This window comes from Brevibacterium sp. CS2 (genome assembly GCF_005280295.1).
Taxonomy (GTDB): Bacteria; Actinomycetota; Actinomycetes; order Actinomycetales; family Brevibacteriaceae; genus Brevibacterium; species Brevibacterium pityocampae.
Genome location: NZ_CP040020.1, coordinates 2,024,919 through 2,051,101, shown reverse-complemented (window position 1 = coordinate 2,051,101; position 26,183 = coordinate 2,024,919). Strand labels below are relative to the sequence as shown.

Sequence of the window (26,183 nt, the reverse complement as noted above, 5' to 3'; positions counted from 1 at the left end):
GACCCACCCCCGAGCGTGGAGCCGACCGGCTGCGCCGAAATCGACGAAGGAGACCCATGGAGATCAGGATCGGCGTGCAGAACGCCCCCCGCGAACTCGTGCTCGAGAGCACCGCGACGGCCGACGAGGTCAACGAACAGGTGAAGGCGGCTCTGCAGGACGGTGGCATGCTCAGCCTCGCGGACGCCAAGGGTCGGCAGGTCTTCGTGCCCGCCGCCGCCCTCGCCTACGTGGAGACCGGCGAGGAGCAGCAGCGCCGCGTCGGGTTCGGGGTGGGCTGAGACGTCGCCCCGGGCGTGAGCTCCGGTCAGGCGACGAGGTCGAGCGCGGCCATCCTGCGCGAGTGATTCGTCATCACCCGCTGCGCGATCGCCGAGACGGCCTCGTCGTCGACCGCGAGGTCGAAGGCCGTGATGAGGTGCCGGCCGCGCACGAGCGCCTCCCCGACGAGCCGCCGCCCCCACAGCGCCAACCGGGAGGACAGCTCCGGCTGCTCGGCGATGGCGCGGGCCAGCCGGCTGCGGACGTGATCGGCCTGCCGTGTATCATCGAGTACGGCAGTGGCCACCCGTTCGCTCGTCTCATCGAGATTGACCAGGGCCGCGCGATAGAAATCTCTGTTGATCCCGTCGAAGACGTACCCCTTCATGAGGCTTTCGTACCAATCACGCGGCCGGGTGCGTTCCCGCAGCGCGGTGAACGACGGTTCGACGCCCTCCATGAGTTCCGCGATGTCCCCGCCGAGCGCCTCGACGCGAGCGGCGAGCGCCTCGTAGTGGCTCAGGGCGACGCCCGCGACGGCGATGAGATCGACCCGGTCCCGGATGCTCGGGGCCGCCTGCGCATCGGCGGCGGCGCGTTCGACGGACGTGAGCTCCCCGAAGGCGAGGATCGCCAGGGTGGTCGACCGGACGTCGGCGGGCAGGGCGGCAGCAGACATGCGGACAGCCTACCGCGACGCACCATGACAGAACGTGCTCCTGCGGGAGCACCGTGAGGAGCACAGCAATGACAGAGATCGCAGCCGAGACCATCGACGTCGAGGACGTCGAGACTCCCCCGGAGCAGACCTTCGCCGACCTCGGGGTCGCCGAGCCGATCGTGGCCGCACTGGCCGAGTCCGGCATCACCACCCCCTTCCCCATCCAGGCGCTCACCCTGCCCGTCGCGCTCACCGGCGCGGACATCATCGGGCAGGCGAAGACCGGCACCGGCAAGACCCTGGGCTTCGGCATCCCGCTGCTCCAACGCGCCGTCGGCCCCGACGAAGGCGCCACCCAGATCGAGGGCCGTGCCCCGCAGGCCCTCGTCGTCGTCCCCACCCGTGAGCTCGCGCAGCAGGTCGCCGAGGACCTGCGCACCGCCTCGACGAAGCGGAACCTGTCGATCATCACGATCTACGGCGGCAAGGACTTCGACCCCCAGCTCGCCGCGCTCCGCGCCGGCGTCGACGTCGTCGTCGGCACCCCGGGCCGCCTGCTCGACCTCTACGGCCGCCGCGCGCTGCGCCTCGACCGGGTCAACACCGCGGTGTTCGACGAGGCCGACGAGATGCTCGACCTGGGATTCCTGCCCGACGTCGAACGGATCGTCGACGCGCTGCCCGCGCACCGCCAGACGATGCTGTTCTCCGCCACCATGCCCGGTCCGGTGATCTCGCTCGCCCGCCGCTACATGAACCGGCCCACCCACATCCGGGCGCAGGATCCCGACGACCACACGAAGACGGCGAAGAACACCAAGCAGTACGTCTACCGGGCGCACGCGATGGACAAGAGCGAGATGGTCGCCCGCCTGCTCCAGGCCGAGGGCCGGGAGCGCACGATCATCTTCGCGCGCACCAAGCGCACGGCCGACCGGCTGGCCGAGGAGCTCGTGGACCGCGGCTTCAACGCCCGGCCGCTCCACGGCGACCTCAACCAGCAGATGCGCGAGCGCGCCCTCAAGGCGTTCCGCGAGCACAAGGTCGACGTGCTCGTCGCCACCGATGTCGCCGCCCGCGGCATCGACATCGACGACGTCACCCACGTCATCAACTACCAGTGCCCCGACGACGAGAAGACCTACGTCCACCGGATCGGCCGCACCGGTCGCGCCGGCAACACCGGCATCGCGGTGACCTTCGTCGACTGGGACGACATGCCGCGCTGGCGCCTCATCAGCAAGGCGCTCGACCTCGGACTCGACGAGCCGGTGGAGACCTACTCGACCTCCCCGCACTTCTACGAGGACCTCAGGATCCCGGCGGGCACCAAGGGCCGACTGCGTCGCCGCAAGCCCGCCGCCGGCCAGGAGGTCGACGGGGAGACCGGGGCCGAGGTGCCCCGCCGCAGCGGCTCCCGGCGCCGTTCCTCCGAGGGCCGCGGCGATCGCTCGCGCGACGGCGGTCGAGCCGGCGCCGAGCGCTCCGGCGACTCCGCCGGCAGCGGGGACCGTCCGCGCCGCAACCGCCGGCGCACCCGCCGCGGCAAGCCGCAGGGCCGTGCTTCGCGCGCCGAGGGCGGCCGCGAGGGCTGAGCGCCCGCGCCGCTCCCCTGCGGGCGCAGCATCGTCAGCACAGCACCGCGCACCGGGCCGGTGATCCCCACGGATCACCGGCCCTCCGGCATTCAGGCGTCGATGAGCGGCACGCCCGAGGTCACCGCGACGAGCCGCTCGAGCATCTCCGGGTCCGTCGTGTGCTCGGCGAGCCGGTTGGGTTTTCCGGTGCCGTGATAGTCGCTCGAGCCGGTGACGAGCAGGCCGTGCGCCTCGGCGGTCGCCCGCAGCGCCACGCGCGCGCTCGGCGGATTGTCGCGGTGGTCGACCTCGAGCCCGTCGAGACCCGCCTCGACCATCGCGCGCACCCCGGCGTCGGGCACCGTGCGGCCGCGCAGCGACGCCCGCGGGTGGGCGAACACGGCCGCGCCCCCGGCCTCGTGGACCATCCGGATCGCCTCGATCGGGGAGATCGTCGGCAGCGACACGTAGTACTTCGAATGGGAGGACAGCAGCCCGGCGAAGGCCGCCGAGCGGTCCCCGACGATGCCGGCGGTGACGAGCGCATCGGCGATGTGGGGGCGGCCGATCGTCGCCTCGGCACCGGCCTGCTCGAGCACGGATTCCCAGGACAGCGGGAAGTCCTCGGCGAGCCGCTCGACCATCGTGCGGGTCCGGTCGAGGCGCGCCCGGCGGGCGTCGGCGACGGCCGCGGTGAGCTCGGCGGCGGCCGGGTCGTGGAGGTAGCTCAGCAGGTGGACGCTGATCCCGTCGTACCGGCAGGAGACCTCCATCCCGCGCACGAGTGCGATCCCGGCGGCCTGCGCGGCGCGCACCGCCTCGTCCCAGCCGGCGGTGGTGTCGTGGTCGGTGAGGCCGAGCACGGCGACCCCGAGCTCCGCGGCCTCCTCGACGAGCGCGGTCGGGCTCTGAGTGCCGTCGGAGAAGCGCGAATGGGTGTGGAGGTCGATCGCCATGACTCCGATTGTAGGGCTGTCCGCACGGCCCGTCGCTCCGCCCTCCCGCCTCTGACCGGCGATCTCGCCCCTGGACCCGAACGTCTCCCCCACCCCTAGACTGGAGACATGACGACCGAGGAATCCGCACCCGCCCCGTCCGACCCGCCGCTCGAGGAGCGCGTCAACACCCGCTCCCGCCGCCCGCAGTCGGCGGCCTTCCGCGACTTCATCGCCTCCGGCTGGGACCGCACGAGCGCCGGCGACCCGACGCCCCTGCCCGCATCCGCCTGGACGCCGGCGCGGCGTGCGGCGGTCTCGGCCCGTTTCCCGGGCGAGCGCCTGGTGATCCCGGCCGGCAATCTCAAGGTGCGCTCGAACGACACCGACTACGTCTTCCGCGCCCATTCCGCCTTCATCCACCTCACCGGCCTCGAGACCGACTCCGAGCCCGATTCGGTGCTCGTGTTCGAACCCACCGACGACGGCCACGAGCAGACCTTCTACTTCCGGCCCCGGGCCGGCGCGGACACCGAGGAGTTCTTCTCCGACGCCCGCTACGGCGAGTACTGGGTGGGTCCGCGCGAGGACCTGCCGACGATGGAGGCGAAGCTCGGCATCGTCTGCCGTGACATCCGCGAGGCGCCCGAGGCGATCGCCAAGGACCTCGGCTCCGTGTCGGTGCGCCTGCTGCGCGGGGCGGACACCGTGGTCGAGGCGCAGATCGAGACCGCCCGCACCCAGGTCGCCGCGGACCTCGAGGTCTCCCGCGCCGGCGACGACGAGCTCGCCCAGCACCTCTCCGAGATGCGTCTCATCAAGGACGAGTACGAGATCGGCGAGCTCCGCCGTGCCGTCGACATCACCCGCGCCGGCTTCGACTCCGTGGTCGCGAGCCTGCCGCGCGCGCTCGCCCACACCCGCGGCGAGCGGGTGATCGAGACGGCCTTCGCGCTCGCCGCGCGCGCCGACGGCAACGGGGTCGGGTACGACACCATCGCTGCGGCAGGCGATCACGCCTGCACCCTCCACTGGATCAAGAACACCGGCACGGTGGCCCCCGGAGACCTCGTGCTCGTCGATGCCGGGGCGGAGGCCGATTCGCTCTACACCGCCGACGTCACCCGCACCCTGCCGGTGTCGGGCACCTTCACCCCGGTGCAGGCCCGGATCTACGACGCGGTCCTCGAGGCCGCCGACGCCGCGTTCGCCGTCGCCGCCGAACACGTCCACCGGACGGTGCGCTTCGGCGAGGTCCACGACGCCGCGATGCGGGTCATCGCCCACCGGCTCGCGGACTTCGGCCTGCTGCCGGTGAGCCCGGAGGAGGCGCTCGCCCCGACAGGGCAGCAGCACCGCCGGTGGATGGTCCACGGCACCAGCCACCACCTCGGTCTCGACGTCCACGACTGCGCGCAGGCGCGCGCGGAGATGTACCTCGGGGCCGAGCTGCGCGAGGGCATGGTGTTCACCATCGAACCGGGTCTGTACTTCAAGGCCGCGGACATGCTCGTGCCCGAGGAGTTCCGCGGGATCGGCGTGCGGATCGAGGACGACGTCCTCGTCACCGCGGACGGGGTGGAGAACCTGTCCGCAGGGTTCCCCCGCACCCGCGCCGAGGTCGAGGCCTGGGTGCAGGGCGCGCAATGAGCTCCCCCGATCTCCCCCTGGGCACGCTGCGCCGCGGGCGCGGCGTCCTCGAGGTCGCCGGGGTCGCGCTCGGCCACACCGCGCGCACCGGGAAGGGCCGGCTCACCGGGACCACCGTGATCGTGCCCCCGCCCGGCACCCTCGCCGGGGTCGACGTGCGCGGCGGCGGACCGGCGAGCCACGAGACCGACATCCTCTCCCCCGGCACGCTCGGCTACGGCGCCGACGCCGTCGTCCTCACCGGCGGCAGCGCGTTCGGGCTCGTCGCCGCCCACGGGGTGCAGCGCGGGCTTCGTGCCGACGGCCGCGGCTTCCCCGCCCCCGGGCTGCCCGGCGTCACCGTGCCGATCGTGCCGGCCGCCGGGATCTTCGACCTCGGGCGCGGCGGCGAGCCGGCCGCTCCGCCGGTCGAGGAGGACGGCCTGGCCGCCTACGGCGACGCCCGTGCCGAGCAGCCGCACCTGCGCGGCTCCGTGGGCGCCGGCGTCGGCGCCTGGACCGGGCGCGGACTGCTGCGCGGCGGCCTCGGGCAGGCGTCGATCACGACCCCCGCCGGGCACACTGTCGCCGCGCTCGTCGTCGCGAACCCGATGGGAGGCGTCCTCGACCCCGCAGGTCGGCTCCACTGCGCCTCGGTGCTCGCCCGCTACGGCATCGGCGTGCCGCAGGCGCACGGCCTGCGCGCACGGTTCACGGAGTTCCACGGCGGGACCGGGGATCCCGGTGGCGGCGATGGGGGCGGGGATCCCGGTGGCAGCACCGGGAACGGCGGCGGGGAGAACGCCGGCGCCCGCAATACGACGATCGCGTGCATCGTCACCGATGCCCGCCTCGACGCCGCGCAGACGACACGCCTGGCGCAGTCGGCCCACGCCGGCCTGGCGCGGGCGATCCACCCCTCGCACACCTTGTTCGACGGCGACGCGGTGTTCGCGCTCGCCACGGGTGAGCGCGCGCTCGACGATCCGGAGGCCGCCGCGCTCGTCGAGCTCAACATCGCCGCCGCTGACGTCCTGTCGGCCGCGATCGTCGACGCGGTGCTCAGCGCCGAACCGGACACCGTGCCCGGCCGTGTCACCGCCGCCGGCGTGCCCGCTCCCCCGGCGCTCGTCGAGGTCGACCCGACGACCGCGGAGGCCTGGCGCGCACTCCCCTGAGGTCGCCCCCGCGTCGGACTGTGTCCCCTCGTCGAACTGCGCCCACTCATCGAACTGCGCGGTATCCGAAGGCAGGCGCGCAATTGCGCGCTCGGAATCGGATACCGCGCAGTTCGCGCACCGGTTCAGCGGCGGGAGAGGATCTCGCGGGCCTCGTTCACCCGGGCCGGCGGGCACACGATCTCGTAGGTGCCGGCGATGACCTGCGGCCGGAGCATGACGGAGGCCTTCTTGCGCCCGAGCGCCTTGACGAGGATGCCCCAGAGCATGCCGAAGCCCACGCCGATGACGATGCCGGGCAGCAGGGCCCCGGAGGTCAGCGATTCGTTCCCGCCGAACAGTGCGAGGAGGAGGCCGACGAACAGCCCCATCCAGGCGCCGGTCAGCGCTCCCCGACCGGCGGCCGCGGCCCACGTGAGCATGCCCGTCACCTGTTCCACGATCCGGACGTCGGTGCCGACGATCGACAGGGAGGCCACCGGGAAGCCGTGCTGGGCGAGGAACTGGACCGTTCCGTTCGCCTCGTCATGGGTGCGGTAGGAGCCGAGGACCTCTCCCACGGGGAGCTGCATCGATGGTTTCGCCATGGGGTCCAGTATGGCCGAAGCGACTGGCGTAGTCTTGTGGGGTGAGTGGTTCAGCTGATCGCGTCTTCGTCGCCCGCCTGGCCTCCACCGCGGTCTTCGACCCTCTCGGCGATCAGGTGGGGCGCGTGCGCGATGTCGTCATCGTCTACCGCGCCACCATGCGCCAGCAGCCCAAGGCGATCGGCCTCGTCGTCGAGGTGCCCGGTCGCCGCCGCGTGTTCGTGCCGATGGGCCGGGTCACCGGGATCGCCGCCGGCGCCGTCATCACCACCGGCCTGGTGAACATGCGCCGCTTCGAGCAGCGCCGCTCGGAGACCCTCGTGCTCGGCGAGCTCCTCGACCGGCGCCTGCGGCTGCGCTCCGACGGGACGGCCGTGCAGGTCGAGGACGTCGCGATCGAGCAGCAGCGCAACCGCGAGTGGGAGGTCACCCGCCTGTTCGTGCGCCGCGTCACCGACCGCCAGGGCACCTTCGGCTTCCGCCGCCGCGGCGAGACCCTCCAGGTCGACTGGTCCGAGGTCGACCACCCGATCGACTCCGCCGTCGACCAGGAGGCCACCCAGCTCATCGCCGCGTACCAGGGCACCAAGCCCGCCGACCTCGCCGACGTGCTCCTCGAGCTCACCCCCAAGCGTCGGCTCGAGGTGGCCCGCGAGCTCGACGACGAGCGCCTCGCCGACGTCCTCGAGGAGCTGCCGGAGGAGACGAGCGTCGATATCGTGTCGATGCTCGGGATGGACCGTGCCGCCGACGTCCTCGAGGCGATGGACCCCGACGACGCCGCCGACCTCCTCGGCGAGCTCACCGACGAGCAGGCCGAGGTGCTGCTCGCCGCGATGGAGCCCGAGGAGGCCAAGGACGTCCGCCACCTGCTGTCCTACGACGAGGACACCGCCGGCGGCCTGATGACCACCGAGCCGGTGATCCTCGCCCCGGAGACCACCGTCGCCGAGGCGCTCGCCCATGTCCGCCGAGAGGACCTCGATCCGGCGCTCGCCGCCGCCGTGTTCGTGTGCCGGCAGCCGCTCGAGCCGCCCACCGGCAAGTACCTGGGCCTCGTCCACATCCAGGCGCTGCTGCGCGAACCGCCGCACGTGGCCGTCGGCACGATCCTCGACGACGAGGTCGAACCGCTCGGGGCCGACGCCCCGCTCGGCGACATCACCCGGATCCTCGCCGCCTACAATCTCGTGTCGATCCCGATCGCGGACGAGAACGACCACCTCGTGGGCGTCGTCACCGTCGACGACGTGCTCGACCAGCTCCTCCCCGAGGACTGGCGGCAGGCGCCCGACGAGGTCCGCGCCGAGGAGATCACCGGAGACCTGGCGAAGGAGGGCAAGCAGTGAGCAAGGGCGACTACGACGCACTCGACGTCCCGCGCATCAAGAAGCGGCGGCTGCCGTCGATCGGGATGTCCCCGGAGTCGTTCGGCAAGGCATCGGAGGCATTCGCCCGGTTCATGGGCACACCCCAGTTCCTCATCGGGATGACGGTGTTCTGCTTCGTCTGGCTGGCGTGGAACACGCTCATGCCCGAACCCCTCCAGTTCGACCCGCGGGCGCTGAACTTCACCCTGCTCACCCTCATCCTGTCGCTCCAGGCCTCCTACGCCGCGCCGCTCATCCTGCTCGCGGAGAACCGCAGCGCCGACCGCGACCGGGTGGAGTTCGAGAACGACCGGCAGCGCGCCGAGCGCAACCTCGCCGACACCGAGTACCTCACCCGCGAGGTGGCGAGCCTGCGCATCGCGATGCGCGAGATGGCGACCCGCGACTTCATCCGCTCCGAGCTGCGCAACCTGCTCGAGGAGATGGAGGAGGCGCGGGAGGCCGACCGCCGGGCCGAGCACCGCGAGGACCTCGAGACCGTGAAGAAGGTTGCCGTGAAGAAGGCCGTGAAGAAGGCGCAGGCGACTGCCGAGGCCACCGCGTTCAAGGCGGCCCGCGACGCCGTGCAGACACCCCCCGAGAACAGAGAGGACGCGTAGCACACCGATGCCCGCACCCACCCTGGACCAGCTCCGCAGTGCACTCGAGACCGTGCTCGACCCGGAGATCAAGCGCAACATCGTCGAGCTCGACATGGTCGACGACGTCGTCGTCGACGACTCCGGCCACGTCACCGTCACCGTGCTCCTCACCGTGGCCGGCTGTCCGCTCAAGGACACCATCACCCGCGACACCGAGGCCGCGGTCGGGAAGGTCCCCGGCGTCACCGGGACGACGGTCAAGCTCGGCGTGATGACCCCGGAGCAGCGGCAGGCGATGCGTGAGAAGCTCCAGGGCGCCGGCGCGTCCCGTGAGATCCCGTTCAACGCGCCCGGCTCGCTCACCCGGATCTACGCGATCGCGTCCGGCAAGGGCGGGGTCGGCAAGTCCTCGGTGACGGCGAACCTCGCCGCCGCGATGGCCGCCGACGGTCTGCGCGTCGGAGTCGTCGACGCCGACATCTACGGCTTCTCGATCCCCGGCATGCTCGGGGTCACCGGCAGCCCCACGCGCGTCGACGACATGATCATCCCGCAGGTCGCGCACGACGTGAAGATCATGAGCATCGGCATGTTCGTCCCTCCCAGCCAGCCCGTCGTGTGGCGCGGCCCGATGCTCCACCGCGCGCTCCAGCAGTTCCTCACCGACGTGTTCTGGGGCGATCTCGACGTGCTGCTCCTCGATCTGCCCCCGGGTACCGGCGACATCGCGATCTCGGCGGCCCAGCTGCTGCCCGGCTCCGAGCTGCTCGTCGTCACCACCCCGCAGCAGGCGGCCGCGCAGGTCGCCGAGCGCGCCGGTTCGGTCGCCGTGCAGACCCGCCAGCGGGTGGCCGGCGTGATCGAGAACATGTCGTGGCTCGAGCTCCCCGACGGCACCCGGATGGACGTGTTCGGGTCCGGCGGCGGGGACCAGGTCGCGGAGAACCTCACCCGCACGGTCGGGGCGAAGGTGCCGCTGCTCGGTCGGATCCCGCTCGACACCGAGGTGCGCTCGGGCGCGGACGCCGGGCGCCCCGCCGTGCTCGCCGCCCCCGATGCCCCGGCCTCGGTGGCCCTGCGCTCGATCGCCTCGCAGCTGACCTCGCGCACGCGGGGGCTCGCAGGCCGCTCCCTGGGGCTGTCCCCCGTCTGATCGAGAAGCCGTGGGCCCGAGCCCGCCCCCGGGCCTCTCCGGCTCGGGGCGGTTCAGGCGCTCCGGATGGACCGGGCGAACCGGGTGGATCGAGCGCGCTGCGTCAGGCGCTCCGGATCAGGTGGCCTCGGGGTCGAAGGGCGCGGCGACGGCGACGTCGCGCAGCGCGGCCTGGGCCTGGAACCGCTCGAGCGGGCCCGCCTGGGTGCTCACCGGGGAGCCCGCACCGGCGACCTGGGCCCCGGCCACGGCCGCCGCGCCTGCCGAGACCTGACGGGCGCGGGAGTCGGCCTCCTCCTCCATGAGCGCTTCGCGCACGATCCGGCGCGGGTCGTACTGGCGCGGATCGAGCTTGCGCCAGTCGACGTCGGAGAAGTCGTCGCCGAGGTCGCGCTGGACGTCGGCCTTGGCCTCGTCGGCCTTCCGCTTGAGCGAGCGCACGAGGTCGCGCAGCTGCTGGGCGTACTCGGGCAGGCGCTTGGGCCCCACGACGAGGAGCACCACGACGACGAGAATGATCATCTCAGTGCCGTTGATGCCGAACATGGGCGCCAGTCTATCAGCGGGCCCGTGGCACAATCCCCCTATGGACGAACGCCGGACGGAGCTGGTGCTGCGCGCCGTCGAGTGCGTGCCCGCCGGCCGGATCGCCCCCTATGGGATGCTCGGTCGGGTGACCGGCACCTCGGCGCGCTTCGTCGGCCGGGTGCTCGCCACCCACGGATCCTTCGTGCCGTGGTGGAGGGTGACGAACGTGCGCGGCGTCCTGCCCGCGCCGATCCGCACCGAGGCCGCACGCCGCTGGGACACCGAGGGCATCCCCCACGCCGACGGCCGCGCCCGGATCGAGGACTGCGCCGCCGACGAGGCGCTGCTGCGGGAGTCCTGGGAGGCCGCGAGTCGCGACCTCCGCACCTCGGAGGAACCGGGATAGACTGGCGAGCGCCGTCCGAGGAGAGGAGGAGACCATGTCACGCGACCGGGCGATCGACGCTCACTACGCTGATCGGTTCAACCCCTCCGATCCGGTGATGGATGCCGCCCGCACGATCTCCGCGGAGTACTCGACCGTCCCGGTGTCGACGACCACCGCCGGGACCCTCACCCTGCTCGCCCGGATGGCACGGCCGGCGACCGCGATCGAGGTCGGCACCGGCACCGGCGTCTCCACCCTCGCCCTGCTCCGCGGCATGCCGAGTTCCGGCATCCTCACGAGCATCGACATCGACGCCGACAAGCAGGCCGTGGCGCGCGACCTCATCGGCGTCGCCCGGATCCGGGCCCACCGGGTGCGGATGATCCACGGGCGCGGCGAGGATGCGCTCGCCCGGCTCGCCGCCGGCGGCTACGACCTCGTGTTCGTCGACTCCGAGCCCCTGACCTACGACCGGCTCGTGCCGCTCGCGATCGAGCGGCTGGCCCCCGGCGGCCTGCTCGTCGTCAACCACGCGCTGCTCGGCGGGGCGGTGGCGAAACCGGCCAACCGCGCCCCGCGCACCCAGGTGGTGCGCACGATGCTCGACCGGATCGTCGAGCGCACCGACGTCGCCCGCCTCATCCTGCCCGTCGACGACGGGCTCCTCGTCCTCACCCGCGTCTGAGCAGGGCCCGGGAACGCCGGAGGAGGGGGTCCGTTCGGGACTCCCCTCCTCCGTGCACCGGTCTCAGCTCACTGTGCGAGCGCCTCGCCGAGGGTGTTCTGAAGGTTCGTGGCCTCGTCCTTGCTCACTTCGATGACCAGACGTCCGCCGCCTTCGACAGGGAGACGGACGACGTATCCGCGACCCTCCTTGGTCACTTCGAGGGGTCCGTCACCGGTGCGCGGTTTCTGAGCTGCCATGAAGAGTTCTTCCTTCCATTCCCGACTGTGTCACTGTCGATTATCCACCATTTCGCCCCGGCTGAGGAGGATCGGGCGCGAATCGGCGCCTGCCGGGTCACGGCGGCAGGTCGGCCGGCGGGGTGAAGTGCCAGAGGAAGCCGACCCACACGACCTGGAACAGCACGAGGCAGCCGAGCAGCACCGCCCGGTACATCCCTGCCCGGCACCAGGCGAGCGTGAGCGCGATCGGGAACAGCGGGAGGAGGAGGCGCAGGGTCGAGGTCTGCGGATTGAAGAACAGCAGGATGTAGATGCAGTAGGCGAGGCAGAAGTGCTGCAGCGTCCGGCCCATCTGCCGGCCGGCCGGGGAGTAGATGAGGACGAGCATGAGCGCGATCGCGGCGAACAGGAGGAGCGGCCCGAAGGGCCCCACGAGATCGTTCCCCCGGGCGAACCACTGGACGATGATGCGCGTGTGCCCGCCGCTCCAGGCGGCCTCGGTGTCGGTGTAGGCGGTGAGCTCCCCGGTGCGGAGCCAGGCGTGCACCGGGTGGACGAGCGCGGCGGCGCAGGACAGCACGCCGAGCGTCCAGGAGCGCACGACCTCACCGGCCGGGTAGGGGATCGTCCGGCGGCGCAGGAACCGGTCGATGAGGTGGATGAGCATGAAGAACGAGAACGCCACGCCGATCGGCCGCGACAGGTCCATGAGGACGACGACGGGGACCGCCATGAGATAGCGCCGGTCGATGACGAGCAGGAGGGCGAGAGCCTGGAGCAGGAGCGTGAGCGACTCCGCGTAGCCGGTGCTGAAGATCGCCGAGGCGGGGAAGACGAAGAGGACCGCGAGGCCGAACAGCGCCCGGCCGGGCGTGGTGTGCCGGCGGAACAGGTGGAGCACGACGATCGCCGCGACGGCACCGAACACCGTGGACAGGAGCGGGGAGACGACCTGGTAGTCGAGGCCGGTGAGCTGCGCGAAGTCGCGCACCATCCAGGGATGGAGGGGATAGAACGCCCACGCGTTCTCCATCACCGTGCCGTCGGCGCCGCGCGGCAGGACATCGGGGTAGCCCTCGTCGGCGATGCGCTGGTACCAGCCGCCGTCCCAGAAGTTGAGGAAGTCCCCGAGCGAGGTGTCCAACCCGGTGGTCCACGGGGTGCGGTCCTGGGTCCGGACGACCGCGGCGAAGATCCCGACGCTGATGATCCGGGAGGCGAGATAGACCGCGAGCGCCTGCAGCCACACCGGCAGGGCGAGGATCTCCCGCGCCCAGCGCCCGGCACGGGAGGCGTCGAAGACGGTCGGGGCGAAGCGGGGGGCGCGGTCGTACTCGGGCAGCGCGGAGACGTCCGGTGCGGGCCGGGTCATGCCTCGGGCGCCGGGAGGCGGCTCTCGAGGACCGCGATCCGGTCCTCCTGCAGGCGGATCCGGTGCGCCATCTCGCTGTACACCGCGTCGACCTCGTCCATCCGGTAGCCGCGGATCGCCGGTGAGAAGGCGACGGCCTCGAGATCCCCGGCGGTGAAATCGGAGGCGAGGAGACGACGCGGGCGCTCGTCACCGGCCGCGGGCATGCCCCCGTTGAAGAGGTTGAAGGCGCCTGCGACGGCGACGGCCATGAAGAAGACCGCGGCGCAGACTCCGAGAACGATCCACACTGGCATGCGCCCATGGTCTCATATCGGACTCGCGGGCACCTCGGACCCGGCGGGCGTGCGGCCGTCGCGGCTGCCCGCAGTGCTCACCAGGCGTCGTGGGCGGAGAAGTCCGGACGGTCGGCGCCGCCGGGAGCCGGGCGCCGGCCGGTCCGGTGCTCGGCGGTCAGGCCCGACACCACCTCGGCCGGCTCCTCGGGCCCGGGCTCGGCAGAGACCGGATCGCTCGTGTCGGCACCGGTGATGAACGCGACCGCCTCGGTCGGGGAGTCGGTGAGCGTGAGGAGGTCGATGTCCTCGCGGCTGATCGTACCGACGCCCACGAGCGTGTCGCGGATCCAGTCGACGAGGCCGCCCCAGAACTCGGTGCCCATGAGCACGATCGGGAATCGGGAGAGCTTGCCGGTCTGCACCATGGTCAGCGCCTCGAACAGCTCGTCGAGCGTGCCGAATCCGCCGGGCAGCACGATGAAGCCCTGCGAGTACTTGAGGAACATCGTCTTGCGGACGAAGAAGTACCGGAAGTTGATGCCGAGGTCGACGTAGGGGTTGAGCCCGGACTCGAAGGGCAGCTCGATGCCGAGACCCACCGAGGAGCCGGCGGCGTCGACGGCACCCCGGTTGCCCGCCTCCATGATCCCGGGCCCGCCGCCGGTGATGATGGCGTAGCCGGCGCGGGCGAGCTCGGCGGACACCTCGCGGGCGAGCCCGTACTCCGGGGTGCCCTCATGGAGGCGGGCGGAGCCGAACACGGACACCGCCGGGCCGATCTCCGCGAGCGAGCCGAAGCCCTCGACGAACTCCGCCTGGATGCGCAGCACCCGCCACGGGTCCTGGTGCACCCAGTCGGCGGTGCCGCCGCCCTCGAGCAGGCGCTGATCGGTGGTGGTGGCCGGCACGTGGGCGCGGCGCAGGCGCAGCGGTCCCTTGCTGTAGATCGGGGGAGTCGGGGGTCATCGGGCGGGGGCCTCCGGTGCGCTGCGGGCGGGTTCGAGGAAGCGCAGCAGGTCAGCGCTCGCCGATTCCACCTCTGCGCACGGGACGTGCTCGTCGGCCTTGTGGGCGAACAGCGGGCTGCCGGGGCCGAAATTCACCGCGGGGATGCCGAGCGCGGAGAAGCGTGCGACGTCGGTCCAGCCGAGCTTGGCCTGGGGCTCTCCCCCGATCGCGTCGATGAAGGCCCGGGCGGCGGGCTGGTCGAGACCGGGACGGGCGCCCTCGGCGGAGTCGGTGACGCGGATCGGGTGCGGGGCGAAGAACGCGGCGAGGTGCGCCTCGGCGTCCGCGGCGGACTTGTCCGGGGCGAACCGGTAGTTGACGACGACGGTGCAGGCGTCGGGGATGACATTGCCGGCCACTCCCCCGTGGATCCCGACAGCCGACAGCGATTCGCGGTATTCGAGCCCGTCGACGGTCACGGTGTCCGGGGTGTGCTCGGCGAGACGGGTGAGGATGTCGGCGGCCCGGTGGATCGCATTGACCCCGGTGAAGGCGCGTGCCGAATGGGCCCGCACGCCCTCGGTGGTGACCTCGATGCGGATCGTGCCGTTGCAGCCGCCCTCGATGCCGGCGTTGCTCGGCTCCCCGAGGATCGCGAAGTCGCCGGCGAGCCATTCGGGATGGCTGCGGGCCACCCGGCCGAGCCCGTTGAGCTCGGCCTCGACCTCCTCGTGGTCGTAGAAGATCCACGTGACGTCGCGCTCGGGGCTGCGCAGGGCGGCGGCCGTGCACAGCTGCATCGCGACTCCGGCCTTCATATCGCAGGCGCCGCGCCCCCAGATCACCTCGGCCCCGTCGAGCGTGCGACGCTCCGCGGGCACGTTGTCCTCGATCGGGACGGTGTCGAGGTGGCCGGCGATGACGATCCGTTCGCCGCGGCCGAGCCGGGTCGCGGCGACGACCGTGTCGCCGTCGCGGTGGATGTCGAGGTCCGGGCCGGGGCCGGCGGAGATGTGCACGAGGACGCCGGCGACGGCATCGGCCAGGCGCGCCTCGTCCCCGGACACCGAGGGGATGTCGCAGAGCCGGGCGGTGAGCTCGACCGGGTCGGCCAGCGCCTCGATGAGACGGGCGGCATCGGCGTCGGGGGTGGGATGTGCGCCGGGCGCGGTCTCGGCGGCGGGCGCGGGGTCGTGGGGATCACTGCTCATGGAGCCCAGCCTAGTACCGGCTGCGCGAGGGCGAGCAGTAGGCTGGGACACATGACTCAACGATTCGTATCCTCCGCCGGAGTGTCCACCGCGCACGGCGACACCGTGCTCAGCGTCTGGTACCCCACCCCTGCCCTGTTCGACGACTCCGCGCAGGCCGAGCAGCACGCCGCGTCCGGTGTCGCGACCGCCGGGCTCGACGCCCTCGTCGGCGCCGACGAGCTGCGCGGCACTCGCACCGAGGTCGTGCAGCGCACCATCGATCTCGACGCCGCGCCGGCGGACGCCGCCGACGGCTACCTGCGCCTCCACGCACTGTCCCACCGGCTCGTCGCGCCCAACGAGGTCAACCTCGACGGGCTGTTCGGGAAGCTCGCGAACGTCGTGTGGACCTCGCACGGCCCCTGTGCGGTCGAGGACTTCGAGCTCACCCGCGCCAAGCTCACGGCGCGCGGGTACGTCACCGTCCACGGGGTCGACAAGTTCCCGCGGATGACCGATTTCGTCGTGCCCGCCGGAGTGCGGATCGCCGATGCGGACCGCGTCCGACTCGGCGCGCACCTGGCGCCGGGCACCGTCGTCATGCACGAGGGCTTCGTCAACTTCAACGCCGGCACCCTCGGACAGGCGATGATCGAGGGCCGGATCTCGCAGGGCGTCGTCATCGGCGACGGCTCGGACATCGGCGGCGGCGCCTCGACCATGGGCACCCTGTCCGGCGGCAACGAGCACCGGATCTCCGTCGGCTCGGGAACGCTGCTCGGCGCGAACTCCGGGATCGGGATCTCGATCGGCGACGACTGCATCGTCGAGGCCGGTCTCTACCTCACCGCCGGCTCGCGGGTGTCGCTCGTCGACGAGGGCGGCCGCGTCGTCAAGGCGCGCGAGCTCGACGGGGCGGACAACGTACTGTTTCGCCGCAATTCGACGACCGGGTCGATCGAGGCGCTCGGACGGACCGCGAAGGGCATCGCGCTCAACCCCGACCTCCACTGACCCAGCACCCGCTGCACACCGCCCCTGACATCGCAGAATCCGAAGGTTCCCTTCTCAGGAACCTTCGGATTCTGCGATGTGGAGCGGGGATCAGCGCTCGGCGATCGGCACGTACTTCCGCTCGGGCTCGCCGGTGTAGATCTGGCGCGGGCGGCCGATCTTCGTCTCCGGGTCCTTGATCATCTCGCGCCACTGGGCGATCCAGCCCGGCAGGCGACCGACGGCGAACAGCACGGTGAACATGTTCGTCGGGAAGCCCATCGCCTTGTAGATCAGGCCGGTGTAGAAGTCGACGTTCGGATACAGGCTGCGCTCGACGAAGTAGTCGTCGGCGAGCGCGATCTCCTCGAGGCTCATCGCGAGGTCGAGCATCTCGTCCGCACCGCTCATCTGGTCGATGATCTCGTGGGCGGTCTTCTTGATGATCGCCGCGCGGGGGTCGTAGTTCTTGTAGACCCGGTGGCCGAAGCCCATGAGCCGGACGCCCTGCTCCTTGTTCTTCACCCGCTCCATGAACTTCTGCGGGCCGTCGTGGGACTCCGAGATCTCCTCGAGCATCTCGAGCACCGCGGAGTTCGCGCCGCCGTGCAGCGGCCCGGCCAGGGCGTTGACACCGGCGGAGATCGACTGGAAGAGGTTCGCCTGCGAGGACCCGACCATCCGCACCGTCGAGGTCGAGCAGTTCTGCTCGTGATCGGCGTGGAGGATGAAGAGCTGGTCCATGGCCTTCGCCATGAGCGGGTCGACCTCGTAGGGCTCGGACGGGAAGCCGAAGTTCACGCGGAGGAAGTTCTCCACGATGTTGAGCGAGTTGTCCGGGTGGACCACCGGCAGGCCGGCGACCTTGCGGTGCGCGAGCGCGGCGATGGTCGGCATCTTGGCGAGCAGGCGGATCGTCGAGAGATCGATCTGCTCGTCGTCGAACACCGAGAGGTTGTCCTGGTAGAACGTCGACATCGCCATGATCGAGGCCGACACCATGGGCATCGGGTGGGCGTCGTAGGGGAACGCCTGGAAGAAGCGGCGGAGGTCCTCGTGGACGATCGTGTGCCGGCGCAGGCGCGCGTCGAAGGAATCGAGCTGCTCCTGCGTGGGGAGCTCGCCGTAGATGAGGAGGTAGGCGACCTCGACGAAGGTCGAGTTCTCCGCGAGGTCCTCGATCGAGTAGCCGCGGTGGCGCAGGATGCCCTCGTCGCCGTCGATGTAGGTCACGGCCGAGGAGGTCGAGGCGGTGTTCGCGAACCCGGGGTCGTAGGTGACCCGGCCGGTGTCCTTGAGCAGCGATCCGATCCGCAGCCCTGCTGTGCCTTCGGTCCCCGTCACCGTGGGGAGGGAGAGATCCGTGCCGTCGACGCGCAGAACTGCATCCTCTGCCATATTCGCTCCTCTGGGGTCACCTCAAGAAGTTCCTGAGTATTCATTCACAGTCACGGTAGAGGTTACCGACTCCCCGGCCTGAGCGAAAATCGCGCCCGCCCTGCGAGCGCTCCCGCGTCCGAGGCGCGGACCGGCGCACGCGGTCCGCTCGGTGGGCACCCGGCCGGTTCCCGCACCCGAGGCGCGCTCAGCCGCACCCGGGGCGCTCAGCCCCCCGCGCGCAGGCGATCGGCGGCCTGTGCGATCCGCTCGTCGCTCGCGGTGAGCGCGATCCGCACGAAGCGGCCCGCGGCGTCCCCGTAGAACGCTCCGGGGCCGGCGAGGATACCGCGCTCGGCGAGCGCGGCCAGGGTGTCCCAGCAGTCCTCGTCGCGGGTGCACCAGAGGTAGAGTCCGGCCTCGGAGTGCTCGACCCGCAGGCCGAACTCCGTGACCGCCGGGAGCAACGTGTCGCGGCGCGCCCGGTAGGTCTCCTTCTGGGCGCGGACGTGGGCGGTGTCGCCGAGCCCGGCGATCATCGCCGTCTGCACGGGGCCCGGCACGATCATCCCGGCGTGCTTGCGCGAGTTCGTCAGGTCGCCGACGAGCGCGGGGTCGCCGGCGGTGAAGGCCGCGCGGTAGCCGGCGAGGTTCGACTGCTTGGACATCGAGTACACCGCGAGCAGACCGGTGGGATCGCCGCCGGTGACGGCCGGGTGGAGGATCGACGGCGTCGCGTCCTCACCCTGCCAGTTGAGGAGCGCGTAGCACTCGTCGGAGGCGACGACGACCCCGGCGGCCCGCGCGCGCTCGGCGACCGCGGCGAGCACCTCGACGTCGAGCACCGTGCCGGTGGGATTGCCCGGGGTGTTGAGCCAGAGCAGCCCGATGCCCTCGAGCCCGGCGGCACCGGAGGCGATGTCCGCGGCGTCGAGGCGCACGCAGTCGACGCCGGCGAGAGTCGCCCCCATCTCGTAGGTCGGGTAGGCCGCGGACGGGCAGGCGACCGCGAGCCCGCGCTGCCGCAGGCCGAGGAGGGTCGGCAGCCAGGCGACCAGCTCCTTCGAGCCGACCGTCGGCATGACCTGGGTCCGCGGGTCGAGCGCGATCCCGTGCCACTGCTCGTACCAGCCGGCGATCGCGGCGCGCAGCTCGGGCGTGCCGGCGGTCGTCGGGTAGCCGTGGGAGTCCGATCCCGCGGCGAGAGCCTCGCGGATCACCGCGGGCGTCGGGTCGACCGGCGTGCCGATCGACAGATCGCAGATGCCGCCCGGGTGCTCGGCGGCGCGCGCCCGGTAGGGGGCGAGGGTGTCCCAGGGGTAATCGGGCAGGTCGAGTCCGTAGTTCACGCTGGCGCTCCTGGGTTCAGGCTCCGGCTCCGCTCGGTGGTGTGGCCGGCGCGGGTCACTGCTGCGGGGGCAGGGCGGAGATGATCGGGTGGTCCTTGCCGGTGTTGCCGAGCTTCGCGGCACCGCCCGGGGAGCCGATGTCGTCGAAGAACTCGACGTTGGCCTTGTAGTACTCCGCCCACTGCTCCGGCACGTCGTCCTCGTAGTAGATCGCCTCGACCGGGCAGACCGGTTCGCAGGCACCGCAGTCCACGCACTCGTCGGGGTGGATGTAGAGCGAGCGCTCGCCCTCGTAGATGCAGTCGACGGGGCACTCATCGATGCAGGCCTTGTCCTTGAGATCCACGCAGGGCTGGGCGATGACGTACGTCACGGGATTGTCTCCTCATCGAACGGGCATGGTGTGCGCCCTCCCAGGGTACTCCCTTATAGGCTGGACACCGGCCCGGTCCCCCAGTCGAAGAGGTCACACATGCTCACTCCCCGCGCCGGTATGCGCGTGGTCCTGCGGTACGCCGCCGACGGGCAGCCGACCGATGCGCTCGGCACCGTGACGGCCGCGGACGAGGCGAGCGTGACCGTGGACACCCGGCGCGGCGAGGTGACCGTGGCACGCGCCGACATCCTCCTCGTGCACGAGGTGCCGCCGGCCCCGCAGCGCCCGGGCCGGCTCCATGAGATCGTGTCCCCGCTCGACCTGCGCCGGATCTCCGCGCAGGTGTGGCTGCCCGCCGATATCGCGTGGCTCCACACGGACAATCTGCACCACGAGGCCGAGGGCGCCGGCGCCGAGGTGCCGCTCACCCAGACCGGGGTGCTGCTGCGGGCCGCCGGCGGGGTCTCCACGCGCGGCAACTCCGCGCTCCCGCTCGGCCGGACGGGGATCCCCGCGGCTGAGGCCCTCGAGCTCATCATCCGCTGGTACGAGCAGCGCGGACTGCCCCCGCAGCTCCAGATCTACTCCGCCCACGGCACCTCCGAGCTCGCCGAGCCGTGCGCGGAGCTCGGCCCGCTGCTCCGGGCCGCCGGTTTCGCGCCCTCGGGGGCGACGCTGGCGCTCACCGCCGCGACCCGGGAGGTCGCAGGCCCGGTCGGGCGCGCCGCCGATGCGGCGCTGCCCGGCCTCGAGATCGTGGAGAGCGAGGAGGCGCACGCGGTGCACTGGACCGCATGGGGCCACCCGGTCGACTCCCCGACCCATGAGGATTTCGCCCGGCTCGTCACCTCCCCGGAGCAGCACCGGTTCTACTCCGCGCTCGCGCTCCACCCCGACGGCTCCCGCACGCTCGTCGGCACGGTGCGCCTGGCGATCACCCAGAAGTGGGCGGTGGTGTCGAACCTCGTCGTCGACCCCGGTGTCCGCCGGCGCGGCGCCGGCCGGGCGCTCGTCGTCGCGGCGGCGGCCGCCGCCGCCGAGCGGGGCGTGCGCTCGCTGCTCGCGGAGGTCGAGGCGGACAACGCCGCCTCGCTCGGGCTGTTCGGTGCGCTCGGCGCCGTCGAGCATCATCGCTACTGGTACGCGCTGCGCTCGTGAGCGATCCGGCTACTCGCAGACGACCCGGTTGACCGGCCGGTAGACGGTGGTGAACTCGTCGCGCTTGACGACCGAGCCGCTGTCGTGGTCCTTGATCGTGCGCGAGATCGTGATCGACCAGCCCTCGCGCGCCGACTGCGGACGGCAGCTCGGACCGGACTCGGTGATCGTCGACGGCGAGATGAAGGCGAAGCGACCCGATGAGGAGGACTCGACGTCGACGGTCTTGACGCCGAACACGCGGGCGTGGACCTCTCCCCCGGCGAGGTACATGTCGAGCACCACCGGGGTCTCCGAATCGTTGGTGAACTTGAGGTCGATCGACTGCCAGTCGAGGGTGGTCTCCCGGCCCTCCGGGTAGCGGGAGATGTAGCGGGAGTGCGCCTGGTGCTCGTCGAGCTGGAACCCGGCGAAGTACGCGGCGTTGAACAGCGTGGTCGACACCTGGGACACGCCGCCGCCGTAGTCCTCCTTCATCTGCCCGCCGGAGATCACACCGGCCGGGCGGTAGCCGTTGGCCGCCGTGCGCTGGCCGATCGCCTCGTTGAGGCTGAACTGCTCGCCGGGCTGCACGACGGTGCCGGACACCTTCTCCGAGGCGACCCGGAGGTTGGTGTCGCGGTTCGGCTCGGAGCTGTAGGAGGTGGAGAACGCGGAGATCTCCTCGCTGACCTCGGCCTTCTCGGCCTCCTCCGTGGTGAACTCCGGCTCGGACTCCTTGAGCGCCACCTCGCCGCTGCGCTCCTCGGACGTCAGTGCGGGCAGCACCGCGTCGGCGAGCTCCTGCTCCTCCACCGAGATGCCGCTCTCGCCGGGGACGACCTCGGGCTTCCCGTCGACGATCCGGAAGCTCGCATCCTTCGCCTCGGCACCGACGTCGGGGTTGTCCTCGAGCACCGCGGTCTGGAGCTTCTCCACGTCGAGGACCGGGCGCAGCGCGCCCTCGTGGGCCTCGAACGACAGGGTGCTCGCAATGACCTCCGGGGACACGACGAGCTCGGAGGGCTCGCCCACGGGCTGCCCCTCCTCGTCTTCCTCGGCGGCGCGCAGGGTGACGTCGCCGCTGATCGCGGGCTCGGCCACCTCGGTGCGCGCGGTCTGCGCCTCCTCGGTGGTGATGTCCGGCGCGGTCTCCTCGGCGGGCACGGCGAGCGCGTCCTCGCTGCGGAGCCACTGCTCGGCGACGGCGGTGCGGATCATGTCCTCCGTCACCACCGTGCCGGCCTCGCCCTCGCTCAGCGCGATCTCCCCGTCGTCGAACGCGAGCTCCGCGTCCACGGGGTCGACGGTGAAGTCCTCGGCGACGGTGCGCGCGACAGGGGTGAAGGCGTCCTCGTCCACGACGAGCGCGGGATCGTAGACGCGGTCGCCGAACAGCTTCTCCACGACCACCCGCGGGTCGAGGGTGAAGTCGGTGATACCGGAGATCGTGGCGGCGGCGTCGAAGCCCAGACCCGCGTCGGCCGGGACGACGGTCGCCTCCATGTCCCCGGCCTGCAGCCGGAACTCCTCCGCGGCCCGCGGACCGAGTTCGCGCTCGAGGGTGGCGACGGCCTCCTCCTCGCTCTGTCCGCTGATGTCGACCCCGCCCACGGAGGCCTCGGAGGGCATCTGCCGGGAGGCGAAGAAGGCCGCGACGACGTACACGACGGCGAGCAGCACGACGATGCCCAGGAGGACGAGAGCGGTGGTGCGGGCGCGGTTCGGCGCTGCGGTGCGGGCGGCCATGGAGGTCTCACTGTCGAGGTGTGCGGGCGGACGGTTCAGCACAATCTACTACAGCAGGGTCACCTGTCCGATCTCTGTTCAGTTTCGGTCAGCTGACGACTGCGGCTCGGGAGCGGACCGCCGGCGGCGCAGCGCGGGCAGGGTGAAGGCGAGGATCGCGGCGATGATCATCGGCGCGAAGATCCAGGTGATGCTCCGCAGCGAACCGGTGACGAGGAGATCGCTGCCGGGCAGCAGTGCGGGCTGCCCGAACAGGAACCCGATGCCGGAGATCACCGCGGCGGTGAGCACGACGAGCCCGGTGGACCGGTAGAGCGTGGCGATGTGCCACAGCCCGGCGGTGACGAGGACGAGGGCGAGCACGAGCCCCCAGGGGACGACGACGTCCTGCCCGGCGAGGTCGACCGCGGTCGCGTTGAGGTGCTGGGCGGTCCCGAGCGCGCCGATGAGCACGCCGACGATGATCGCATGGATCGCAGCCCCGATACCGACCTTCCGGCGGGTTCCCGCGGCATCGGCCGAGGTGTCCGTCGTCCCGGTGGCCGCACCGGCACCCGCAGCGCCTGCCGCGGCACCGGAACCTGGGGCGCCCGGCCCGCGCTCGTCGCGCTCGACCGCCGTTGCCTCCGTCGCCGCCGGGGTAGGCGGGGCGAGCGGGACGCGCACGGTGTCGAGCACGGATCCGTAGGGGCCGTCCGGATCCGGAACGGGTCCAGGGAACGCGGCGGACGTGTAGTACTCGACGTCGCCGATGTGCTGCCCGATCCCGTTCGACAGGGCGAAGAACTCCCCGGCGACGGTGACCTGGGTGGCGTGGGCGGCCATCGCCATGGCCTTGGCCCCGGCGAAGGCGGACACGTCCTCGATGACGCTGATGGGCGCCTCGGCGGCGATCGTCGGGATCGATTCGGCCGGCGCGAAGCCCGTGAGGTCGAAGCCGGGGCGCTGCGGGTCGAAGGCCTGGGCGGCGACCTCGGCGGGGGTGTCGGCGAAGAGGAGCACCGGCGGGGTGTGGGCGGCGGGGACCGCGGCCGCCGCGGCACCCGGCTCCCCCGGTGCGGGCACGATCCCGCGCAGCGCCTCGACGGTGGCGCGGTGGACGTGTCGGTGATCGGGGTGGCCGTAGCCGCCGCCGTCGGAGTACGTGATGACGAGGTGGGGGTCGACGTCGCGGACGACCTCGCGGATGTAGGCGGCGACCTCGCCCACCGGGGTGCGGCAGAGCGCCGCGGCCGGCATCTCGGCGGGCTCCCGGGCGTGGCCGTCAGGACCCCACTCCATGCCGGAGTCCTCGAAGCGGCGGGCGGGCAGACCGCCGCGCGCGCCCCCGGCCTCACCGTCGCCGAGGAACCGGTGGTCGCTCACGCCGAGCGCGGCGACGGCGGCGGCGAGCTCGGTCTCGCGGTGGGCGGCGAGCCCCGGGCGGTCCCCGAACAGCGCGGCGTGCTCCTCCCCGATGACCTCGCCCCCCTCGCCGCGGGTGGCGGTGAGGAGGGTGACGGCCGCGCCGGCGGCGGCCAGCTGCGCCATCGTCCCGCCGGTCAGGATCGACTCGTCGTCCGGGTGGGCGTGGACGAACAGGACGCGCGCCTCGGCCGCGGACAGCGAGCGGGTGGCGGCAGCGGCGGGGCGAACGGTCATGCGTTCTGGCGACGGCGGGCGTTGAAGAGCTTCTGCCGCTCCTTCTGGTCGAGCACGACCTTGCGGATCCGCACGGTGCCCGGGGTGACCTCGACGCACTCGTCGTTGCCGGCGAACTCGAGGCTCTCCTCGAGCGTGAGCTTGCGCGGCGGGGTGAGGTTCTCGAACGAGTCGGCGGTCGCCGAGCGCATGTTCGTGAGCTTCTTCTCCTTGGTGATGTTGACGTCCATGTCATCGCTGCGCGAGTTCTCGCCGACGACCTGGCCCTCGTACACCTCGGAGGTGGGCTCGACGAAGAACGTGCCGCGCTCCTGGAGGTTGATCATCGCGAACGGGGTGACCGCACCGGGGCGGTCGGCGACGAGCGAGCCGTTGGTCCGCAGCTCGATCGCCCCGGCCCACGGGGTGAGGCCGGCGGAGATCGAGTTCGAGATGCCGGTGCCGCGGGTCTCGGTGAGGAAGCGGGTGCGGAAGCCGATGAGACCGCGGGCCGGCACCTTGAACTCCATCCGGACCCAGCCGCTGCCGTGGTTCGACATCGTCTCCATCGTGCCCTTGCGGGCGGCCATGAGCTGGGTGATGGCGCCGAGGTGCTCCTCCGGGACGTCGATCGTCACGTGCTCGAGCGGCTCGTGGACGACCCCGTCGATCTCCTGGGTGACGACCTGCGGCTTGCCGACGGTGAGCTCGAAGCCCTCGCGGCGCATCTGCTCGACGAGGATCGCGAGTGCGAGCTCGCCGCGGCCCTGGACCTCCCAGGCGTCGGGGCGCTCGGTGGGCAGGACGCGCAGGGACACGTTGCCGACGAGCTCGGCGTCGAGGCGGTCCTTGACCATCCGGGCGGTGACCTTCGTGCCCTTCTCGCGGCCGGCGAGCGGCGAGGTGTTGATGCCGATCGTCATCGAGATCGCGGGATCGTCGATGGTGATCGCGGGCATCGGGCGCGGGTCCTCGGGGTCGGTGATCGTGTCGCCGATCATGATCTCCGGGATGCCGGCGATCGCGACGATGTCTCCGGCGGAGGCGGATTCGGCCGGCACCCGGTCGAGGCCCTGGGTCTCGAGGAGCTCGGTGATCTTCGCGGTCTTCTCCGTCCCGTCGCCCTGGATCCACGCGACCTGCTGACCCTTGCGCAGGGTGCCGCCGTAGATCCGCAGGAGCGCCAGGCGGCCGAGGAACGGCGAGGCGTCGAGGTTGGTGACGTGGGCCTGGAGGACCCCGTCGTCGTTGTAGGCCGGTGCCGGGATGTGCTCGAGGATGGTCGCGAACAGCGGCTCGAGGTCCGGGGTGTCGGGCAGCTCGCCGTCGGCGGGCTGGTGCGTCGAGGCGCGCCCGGCCTTGCCGGAGGTGTAGACGACGGGCACCTCGAGGACGGCGTCGAGGTCGATGTCGGGGACCTCGTCGACGAGGTCGCCGGCGAGGCCGAGGAGCAGGTCCTGCGCCTCCTCGAGCACCTCGTCGATGCGGGCGTCGGGCCGGTCGGTCTTGTTGATCGCGAGGATCACCGGCTTCTTCGCGGCGAGCGTCTTGCGCAGCACGAACCGGGTCTGCGGCAGCGGGCCCTCCGAGGCGTCGACGAGGAGCACCACGCCGTCGACCATCGACAGGCCGCGCTCGACCTCGCCGCCGAAGTCGGCGTGGCCGGGGGTGTCGATGACGTTGATGATGATGGTCTCGCCGTCGGCCGAGGGGCCGCTGTAGCTGATCGAGGTGTTCTTCGCGAGGATCGTGATGCCCTTCTCGCGCTCGAGGTCGCCGGAGTCCATGACCCGCTCCAGCACCTCGCCGTGGTCGCCGAAGGCGCCGGCCTGGCGGAGCATGCCGTCGACCAGGGTGGTCTTGCCGTGGTCGACGTGCGCGACGATCGCGACGTTGCGGCGGTCGGCGCGGCGTGAGGTGAGTTCAGTCATCGATTCCCTTTGGAGATGCAGTCAGGTGTCCAACAGTCCAGTATAGGGTCGCCGGGCCCGGCCGGACGACGCGTGCGGTGCGGGA

The 26,183-nt window shown here is 71.8% G+C and carries 26 protein-coding genes; 11 read left to right on the top strand and 15 right to left on the bottom strand.

The annotated features are described in order from the left end of the window. Positions 1–56 precede the first annotated feature (56 nt). On the top strand, positions 57–281 hold the full coding sequence (locus tag FDF13_RS09180) for a DUF3107 domain-containing protein (RefSeq protein ID WP_137319378.1): 225 nt from the start codon (positions 57–59) through the stop codon (positions 279–281). Between the two features lie 26 nt (positions 282–307). Here FDF13_RS09180 and FDF13_RS09175 read toward each other — a convergent pair whose 3' ends face one another. Beyond that, the gene (locus FDF13_RS09175; RefSeq protein WP_137319377.1) at positions 308–940 is read right to left on the bottom strand and encodes a ferritin-like fold-containing protein; all 633 of its coding nucleotides are present in this window, start codon (positions 938–940) and stop codon (positions 308–310) included. Between the two features lie 68 nt (positions 941–1,008). Between FDF13_RS09175 and FDF13_RS09170 the strand changes: the two genes are divergently transcribed. After that, positions 1,009–2,517 carry a DEAD/DEAH box helicase gene (locus tag FDF13_RS09170; RefSeq protein ID WP_137319376.1) on the top strand — a complete coding sequence of 503 codons (1,509 nt, stop codon included), beginning with the start codon at positions 1,009–1,011 and terminating at the stop codon, positions 2,515–2,517. 92 nt (positions 2,518–2,609) lie between these two features. Here the strand turns inward: FDF13_RS09170 and FDF13_RS09165 are convergent, their stop codons facing one another. Beyond that, positions 2,610–3,455, bottom strand: a complete 846-nt coding sequence (locus FDF13_RS09165) for a PHP domain-containing protein (protein WP_137319375.1) — start codon at positions 3,453–3,455, stop codon at positions 2,610–2,612. 108 nt (positions 3,456–3,563) lie between these two features. Here FDF13_RS09165 and FDF13_RS09160 point away from each other — a divergent pair, with 108 nt between their 5' ends. Together FDF13_RS09160 and FDF13_RS09155 are read left to right on the top strand one after the other, a co-directional pair. Continuing rightward, a complete protein-coding gene (locus FDF13_RS09160) occupies positions 3,564–5,084 on the top strand; it encodes an aminopeptidase P family protein (protein ID WP_137319374.1) in 1,521 nt (506 codons plus the stop codon). Continuing rightward, on the top strand, positions 5,081–6,241 hold the full coding sequence (locus FDF13_RS09155) for a P1 family peptidase (RefSeq protein ID WP_137319373.1): 1,161 nt from the start codon (positions 5,081–5,083) through the stop codon (positions 6,239–6,241). The genes FDF13_RS09160 and FDF13_RS09155 overlap by 4 nt, the downstream gene beginning before the upstream one ends. Positions 6,242–6,366: 125 nt before the next feature. On the opposite strand, the gene FDF13_RS09150 is transcribed toward FDF13_RS09155, so the two are convergent. Further along, positions 6,367–6,828 (bottom strand): general stress protein, encoded by a 462-nt coding sequence (locus FDF13_RS09150; RefSeq protein ID WP_137319372.1) that lies wholly within the window; start codon positions 6,826–6,828, stop codon positions 6,367–6,369. Between the two features lie 41 nt (positions 6,829–6,869). Between FDF13_RS09150 and FDF13_RS09145 the strand changes: the two genes are divergently transcribed. Genes FDF13_RS09145 through FDF13_RS09135 form a run of 3 tightly spaced genes read left to right on the top strand, consistent with a single transcriptional unit; the run spans position 6,870 to position 9,953 of the window. After that, a complete protein-coding gene (locus FDF13_RS09145) occupies positions 6,870–8,177 on the top strand; it encodes a CBS domain-containing protein (RefSeq protein WP_137319371.1) in 1,308 nt (435 codons plus the stop codon). A gap of 35 nt (positions 8,178–8,212) precedes the next feature. Next, entirely contained in the window at positions 8,213–8,818 is a 606-nt protein-coding gene (locus FDF13_RS09140) for a DUF1003 domain-containing protein (RefSeq protein ID WP_254668971.1), read from the top strand. 7 nt (positions 8,819–8,825) lie between these two features. Next, complete coding sequence (locus FDF13_RS09135) at positions 8,826–9,953, top strand: Mrp/NBP35 family ATP-binding protein (protein ID WP_137319369.1); 1,128 nt, start codon at positions 8,826–8,828, stop codon at positions 9,951–9,953. Between the two features lie 117 nt (positions 9,954–10,070). Here the strand turns inward: FDF13_RS09135 and FDF13_RS09130 are convergent, their stop codons facing one another. Next, a complete protein-coding gene (locus FDF13_RS09130) occupies positions 10,071–10,499 on the bottom strand; it encodes a twin-arginine translocase TatA/TatE family subunit (RefSeq protein WP_137319368.1) in 429 nt (142 codons plus the stop codon). A 40-nt stretch (positions 10,500–10,539) separates the two neighbouring features. Between FDF13_RS09130 and FDF13_RS09125 the strand changes: the two genes are divergently transcribed. Both FDF13_RS09125 and FDF13_RS09120 read left to right on the top strand, forming a co-directional pair. Further along, positions 10,540–10,887: an MGMT family protein gene (locus tag FDF13_RS09125; protein WP_137319367.1), complete on the top strand. Its 348-nt coding sequence runs from the start codon at positions 10,540–10,542 to the stop codon at positions 10,885–10,887. Positions 10,888–10,921: 34 nt separating this feature from the next. Further along, a complete protein-coding gene (locus tag FDF13_RS09120; protein WP_137319366.1) occupies positions 10,922–11,554 on the top strand; it encodes an O-methyltransferase in 633 nt (210 codons plus the stop codon). 68 nt (positions 11,555–11,622) lie between these two features. Here FDF13_RS09120 and FDF13_RS09115 read toward each other — a convergent pair whose 3' ends face one another. From FDF13_RS09115 to dapE, 5 genes are all read right to left on the bottom strand, one after another. After that, a complete protein-coding gene (locus FDF13_RS09115) occupies positions 11,623–11,793 on the bottom strand; it encodes a DUF3117 domain-containing protein (RefSeq protein ID WP_137319365.1) in 171 nt (56 codons plus the stop codon). A gap of 97 nt (positions 11,794–11,890) precedes the next feature. After that, entirely contained in the window at positions 11,891–13,147 is a 1,257-nt protein-coding gene (locus FDF13_RS09110; RefSeq protein WP_247425283.1) for a hypothetical protein, read from the bottom strand. Further along, the gene (locus FDF13_RS09105) at positions 13,144–13,443 is read right to left on the bottom strand and encodes a DivIVA domain-containing protein (protein WP_137319364.1); all 300 of its coding nucleotides are present in this window, start codon (positions 13,441–13,443) and stop codon (positions 13,144–13,146) included. Before FDF13_RS09105 ends, FDF13_RS09110 begins: the two co-directional genes overlap by 4 nt. 77 nt (positions 13,444–13,520) lie before the next feature. Then, positions 13,521–14,372: a TIGR00730 family Rossman fold protein gene (locus FDF13_RS09100; protein WP_137319363.1), complete on the bottom strand. Its 852-nt coding sequence runs from the start codon at positions 14,370–14,372 to the stop codon at positions 13,521–13,523. A 15-nt stretch (positions 14,373–14,387) separates the two neighbouring features. Beyond that, positions 14,388–15,584 carry a succinyl-diaminopimelate desuccinylase gene (gene dapE, locus FDF13_RS09095; RefSeq protein WP_137319362.1) on the bottom strand — a complete coding sequence of 399 codons (1,197 nt, stop codon included), beginning with the start codon at positions 15,582–15,584 and terminating at the stop codon, positions 14,388–14,390. A 51-nt stretch (positions 15,585–15,635) separates the two neighbouring features. On the opposite strand from dapE, the gene dapD reads away from it, so the two are divergent. Further along, positions 15,636–16,580 (top strand): 2,3,4,5-tetrahydropyridine-2,6-dicarboxylate N-succinyltransferase, encoded by a 945-nt coding sequence (gene dapD / locus FDF13_RS09090; protein ID WP_137319361.1) that lies wholly within the window; start codon positions 15,636–15,638, stop codon positions 16,578–16,580. A gap of 90 nt (positions 16,581–16,670) precedes the next feature. On the opposite strand, the gene FDF13_RS09085 is transcribed toward dapD, so the two are convergent. The 3 genes from FDF13_RS09085 to fdxA all read right to left on the bottom strand — a co-directional run bounded on the left by FDF13_RS09085 (position 16,671) and on the right by fdxA (position 19,658). Further along, positions 16,671–17,957, bottom strand: coding sequence for a citrate synthase (locus FDF13_RS09085; RefSeq protein WP_137319360.1), 1,287 nt, complete (start codon positions 17,955–17,957; stop codon positions 16,671–16,673). Between the two features lie 206 nt (positions 17,958–18,163). Then, positions 18,164–19,285, bottom strand: a complete 1,122-nt coding sequence (gene dapC / locus FDF13_RS09080; RefSeq protein WP_175406933.1) for a succinyldiaminopimelate transaminase — start codon at positions 19,283–19,285, stop codon at positions 18,164–18,166. A gap of 55 nt (positions 19,286–19,340) precedes the next feature. After that, a complete protein-coding gene (gene fdxA / locus FDF13_RS14815) occupies positions 19,341–19,658 on the bottom strand; it encodes a ferredoxin (protein ID WP_175406932.1) in 318 nt (105 codons plus the stop codon). A 99-nt stretch (positions 19,659–19,757) separates the two neighbouring features. On the opposite strand from fdxA, the gene FDF13_RS09075 reads away from it, so the two are divergent. Continuing rightward, positions 19,758–20,819, top strand: a complete 1,062-nt coding sequence (locus FDF13_RS09075; RefSeq protein WP_137319358.1) for a GNAT family N-acetyltransferase — start codon at positions 19,758–19,760, stop codon at positions 20,817–20,819. Between the two features lie 9 nt (positions 20,820–20,828). Here the strand turns inward: FDF13_RS09075 and FDF13_RS09070 are convergent, their stop codons facing one another. The 3 genes from FDF13_RS09070 to typA form a co-directional block, all read right to left on the bottom strand. Then, the gene (locus tag FDF13_RS09070) at positions 20,829–22,547 is read right to left on the bottom strand and encodes a VanW family protein (RefSeq protein ID WP_137319357.1); all 1,719 of its coding nucleotides are present in this window, start codon (positions 22,545–22,547) and stop codon (positions 20,829–20,831) included. Between the two features lie 78 nt (positions 22,548–22,625). Beyond that, positions 22,626–24,188 carry a PIG-L family deacetylase gene (locus FDF13_RS09065; RefSeq protein ID WP_137319356.1) on the bottom strand — a complete coding sequence of 521 codons (1,563 nt, stop codon included), beginning with the start codon at positions 24,186–24,188 and terminating at the stop codon, positions 22,626–22,628. Further along, the gene (gene typA, locus FDF13_RS09060; protein ID WP_137319355.1) at positions 24,185–26,098 is read right to left on the bottom strand and encodes a translational GTPase TypA; all 1,914 of its coding nucleotides are present in this window, start codon (positions 26,096–26,098) and stop codon (positions 24,185–24,187) included. The genes FDF13_RS09065 and typA overlap by 4 nt, the downstream gene beginning before the upstream one ends. Positions 26,099–26,183 lie beyond the last annotated feature (85 nt).

Excerpts from the sequence above, each read along its gene's own strand:
- FDF13_RS09180 (WP_137319378.1), top strand. The coding sequence starts at position 57 with ATGGAGATCAGGATCGGCGTGCAGAACGCCCCCCGCGAACTCGTGCTC.
- FDF13_RS09175 (WP_137319377.1), bottom strand. The coding sequence starts at position 940 with ATGTCTGCTGCCGCCCTGCCCGCCGACGTCCGGTCGACCACCCTGGCG.
- FDF13_RS09170 (WP_137319376.1), top strand. The coding sequence starts at position 1,009 with ATGACAGAGATCGCAGCCGAGACCATCGACGTCGAGGACGTCGAGACT.
- FDF13_RS09165 (WP_137319375.1), bottom strand. The coding sequence starts at position 3,455 with ATGGCGATCGACCTCCACACCCATTCGCGCTTCTCCGACGGCACTCAG.
- FDF13_RS09160 (WP_137319374.1), top strand. The coding sequence starts at position 3,564 with ATGACGACCGAGGAATCCGCACCCGCCCCGTCCGACCCGCCGCTCGAG.
- FDF13_RS09155 (WP_137319373.1), top strand. The coding sequence starts at position 5,081 with ATGAGCTCCCCCGATCTCCCCCTGGGCACGCTGCGCCGCGGGCGCGGC.
- FDF13_RS09150 (WP_137319372.1), bottom strand. The coding sequence starts at position 6,828 with ATGGCGAAACCATCGATGCAGCTCCCCGTGGGAGAGGTCCTCGGCTCC.
- FDF13_RS09135 (WP_137319369.1), top strand. The coding sequence starts at position 8,826 with ATGCCCGCACCCACCCTGGACCAGCTCCGCAGTGCACTCGAGACCGTG.
- FDF13_RS09130 (WP_137319368.1), bottom strand. The coding sequence starts at position 10,499 with ATGTTCGGCATCAACGGCACTGAGATGATCATTCTCGTCGTCGTGGTG.
- FDF13_RS09125 (WP_137319367.1), top strand. The coding sequence starts at position 10,540 with ATGGACGAACGCCGGACGGAGCTGGTGCTGCGCGCCGTCGAGTGCGTG.
- FDF13_RS09120 (WP_137319366.1), top strand. The coding sequence starts at position 10,922 with ATGTCACGCGACCGGGCGATCGACGCTCACTACGCTGATCGGTTCAAC.
- FDF13_RS09115 (WP_137319365.1), bottom strand. The coding sequence starts at position 11,793 with ATGGCAGCTCAGAAACCGCGCACCGGTGACGGACCCCTCGAAGTGACC.
- FDF13_RS09110 (WP_247425283.1), bottom strand. The coding sequence starts at position 13,147 with ATGACCCGGCCCGCACCGGACGTCTCCGCGCTGCCCGAGTACGACCGC.
- FDF13_RS09105 (WP_137319364.1), bottom strand. The coding sequence starts at position 13,443 with ATGCCAGTGTGGATCGTTCTCGGAGTCTGCGCCGCGGTCTTCTTCATG.
- dapE (WP_137319362.1), bottom strand. The coding sequence starts at position 15,584 with ATGAGCAGTGATCCCCACGACCCCGCGCCCGCCGCCGAGACCGCGCCC.
- dapD (WP_137319361.1), top strand. The coding sequence starts at position 15,636 with ATGACTCAACGATTCGTATCCTCCGCCGGAGTGTCCACCGCGCACGGC.
- FDF13_RS09085 (WP_137319360.1), bottom strand. The coding sequence starts at position 17,957 with ATGGCAGAGGATGCAGTTCTGCGCGTCGACGGCACGGATCTCTCCCTC.
- FDF13_RS09075 (WP_137319358.1), top strand. The coding sequence starts at position 19,758 with ATGCTCACTCCCCGCGCCGGTATGCGCGTGGTCCTGCGGTACGCCGCC.
- FDF13_RS09070 (WP_137319357.1), bottom strand. The coding sequence starts at position 22,547 with ATGGCCGCCCGCACCGCAGCGCCGAACCGCGCCCGCACCACCGCTCTC.
- FDF13_RS09065 (WP_137319356.1), bottom strand. The coding sequence starts at position 24,188 with ATGACCGTTCGCCCCGCCGCTGCCGCCACCCGCTCGCTGTCCGCGGCC.
- typA (WP_137319355.1), bottom strand. The coding sequence starts at position 26,098 with ATGACTGAACTCACCTCACGCCGCGCCGACCGCCGCAACGTCGCGATC.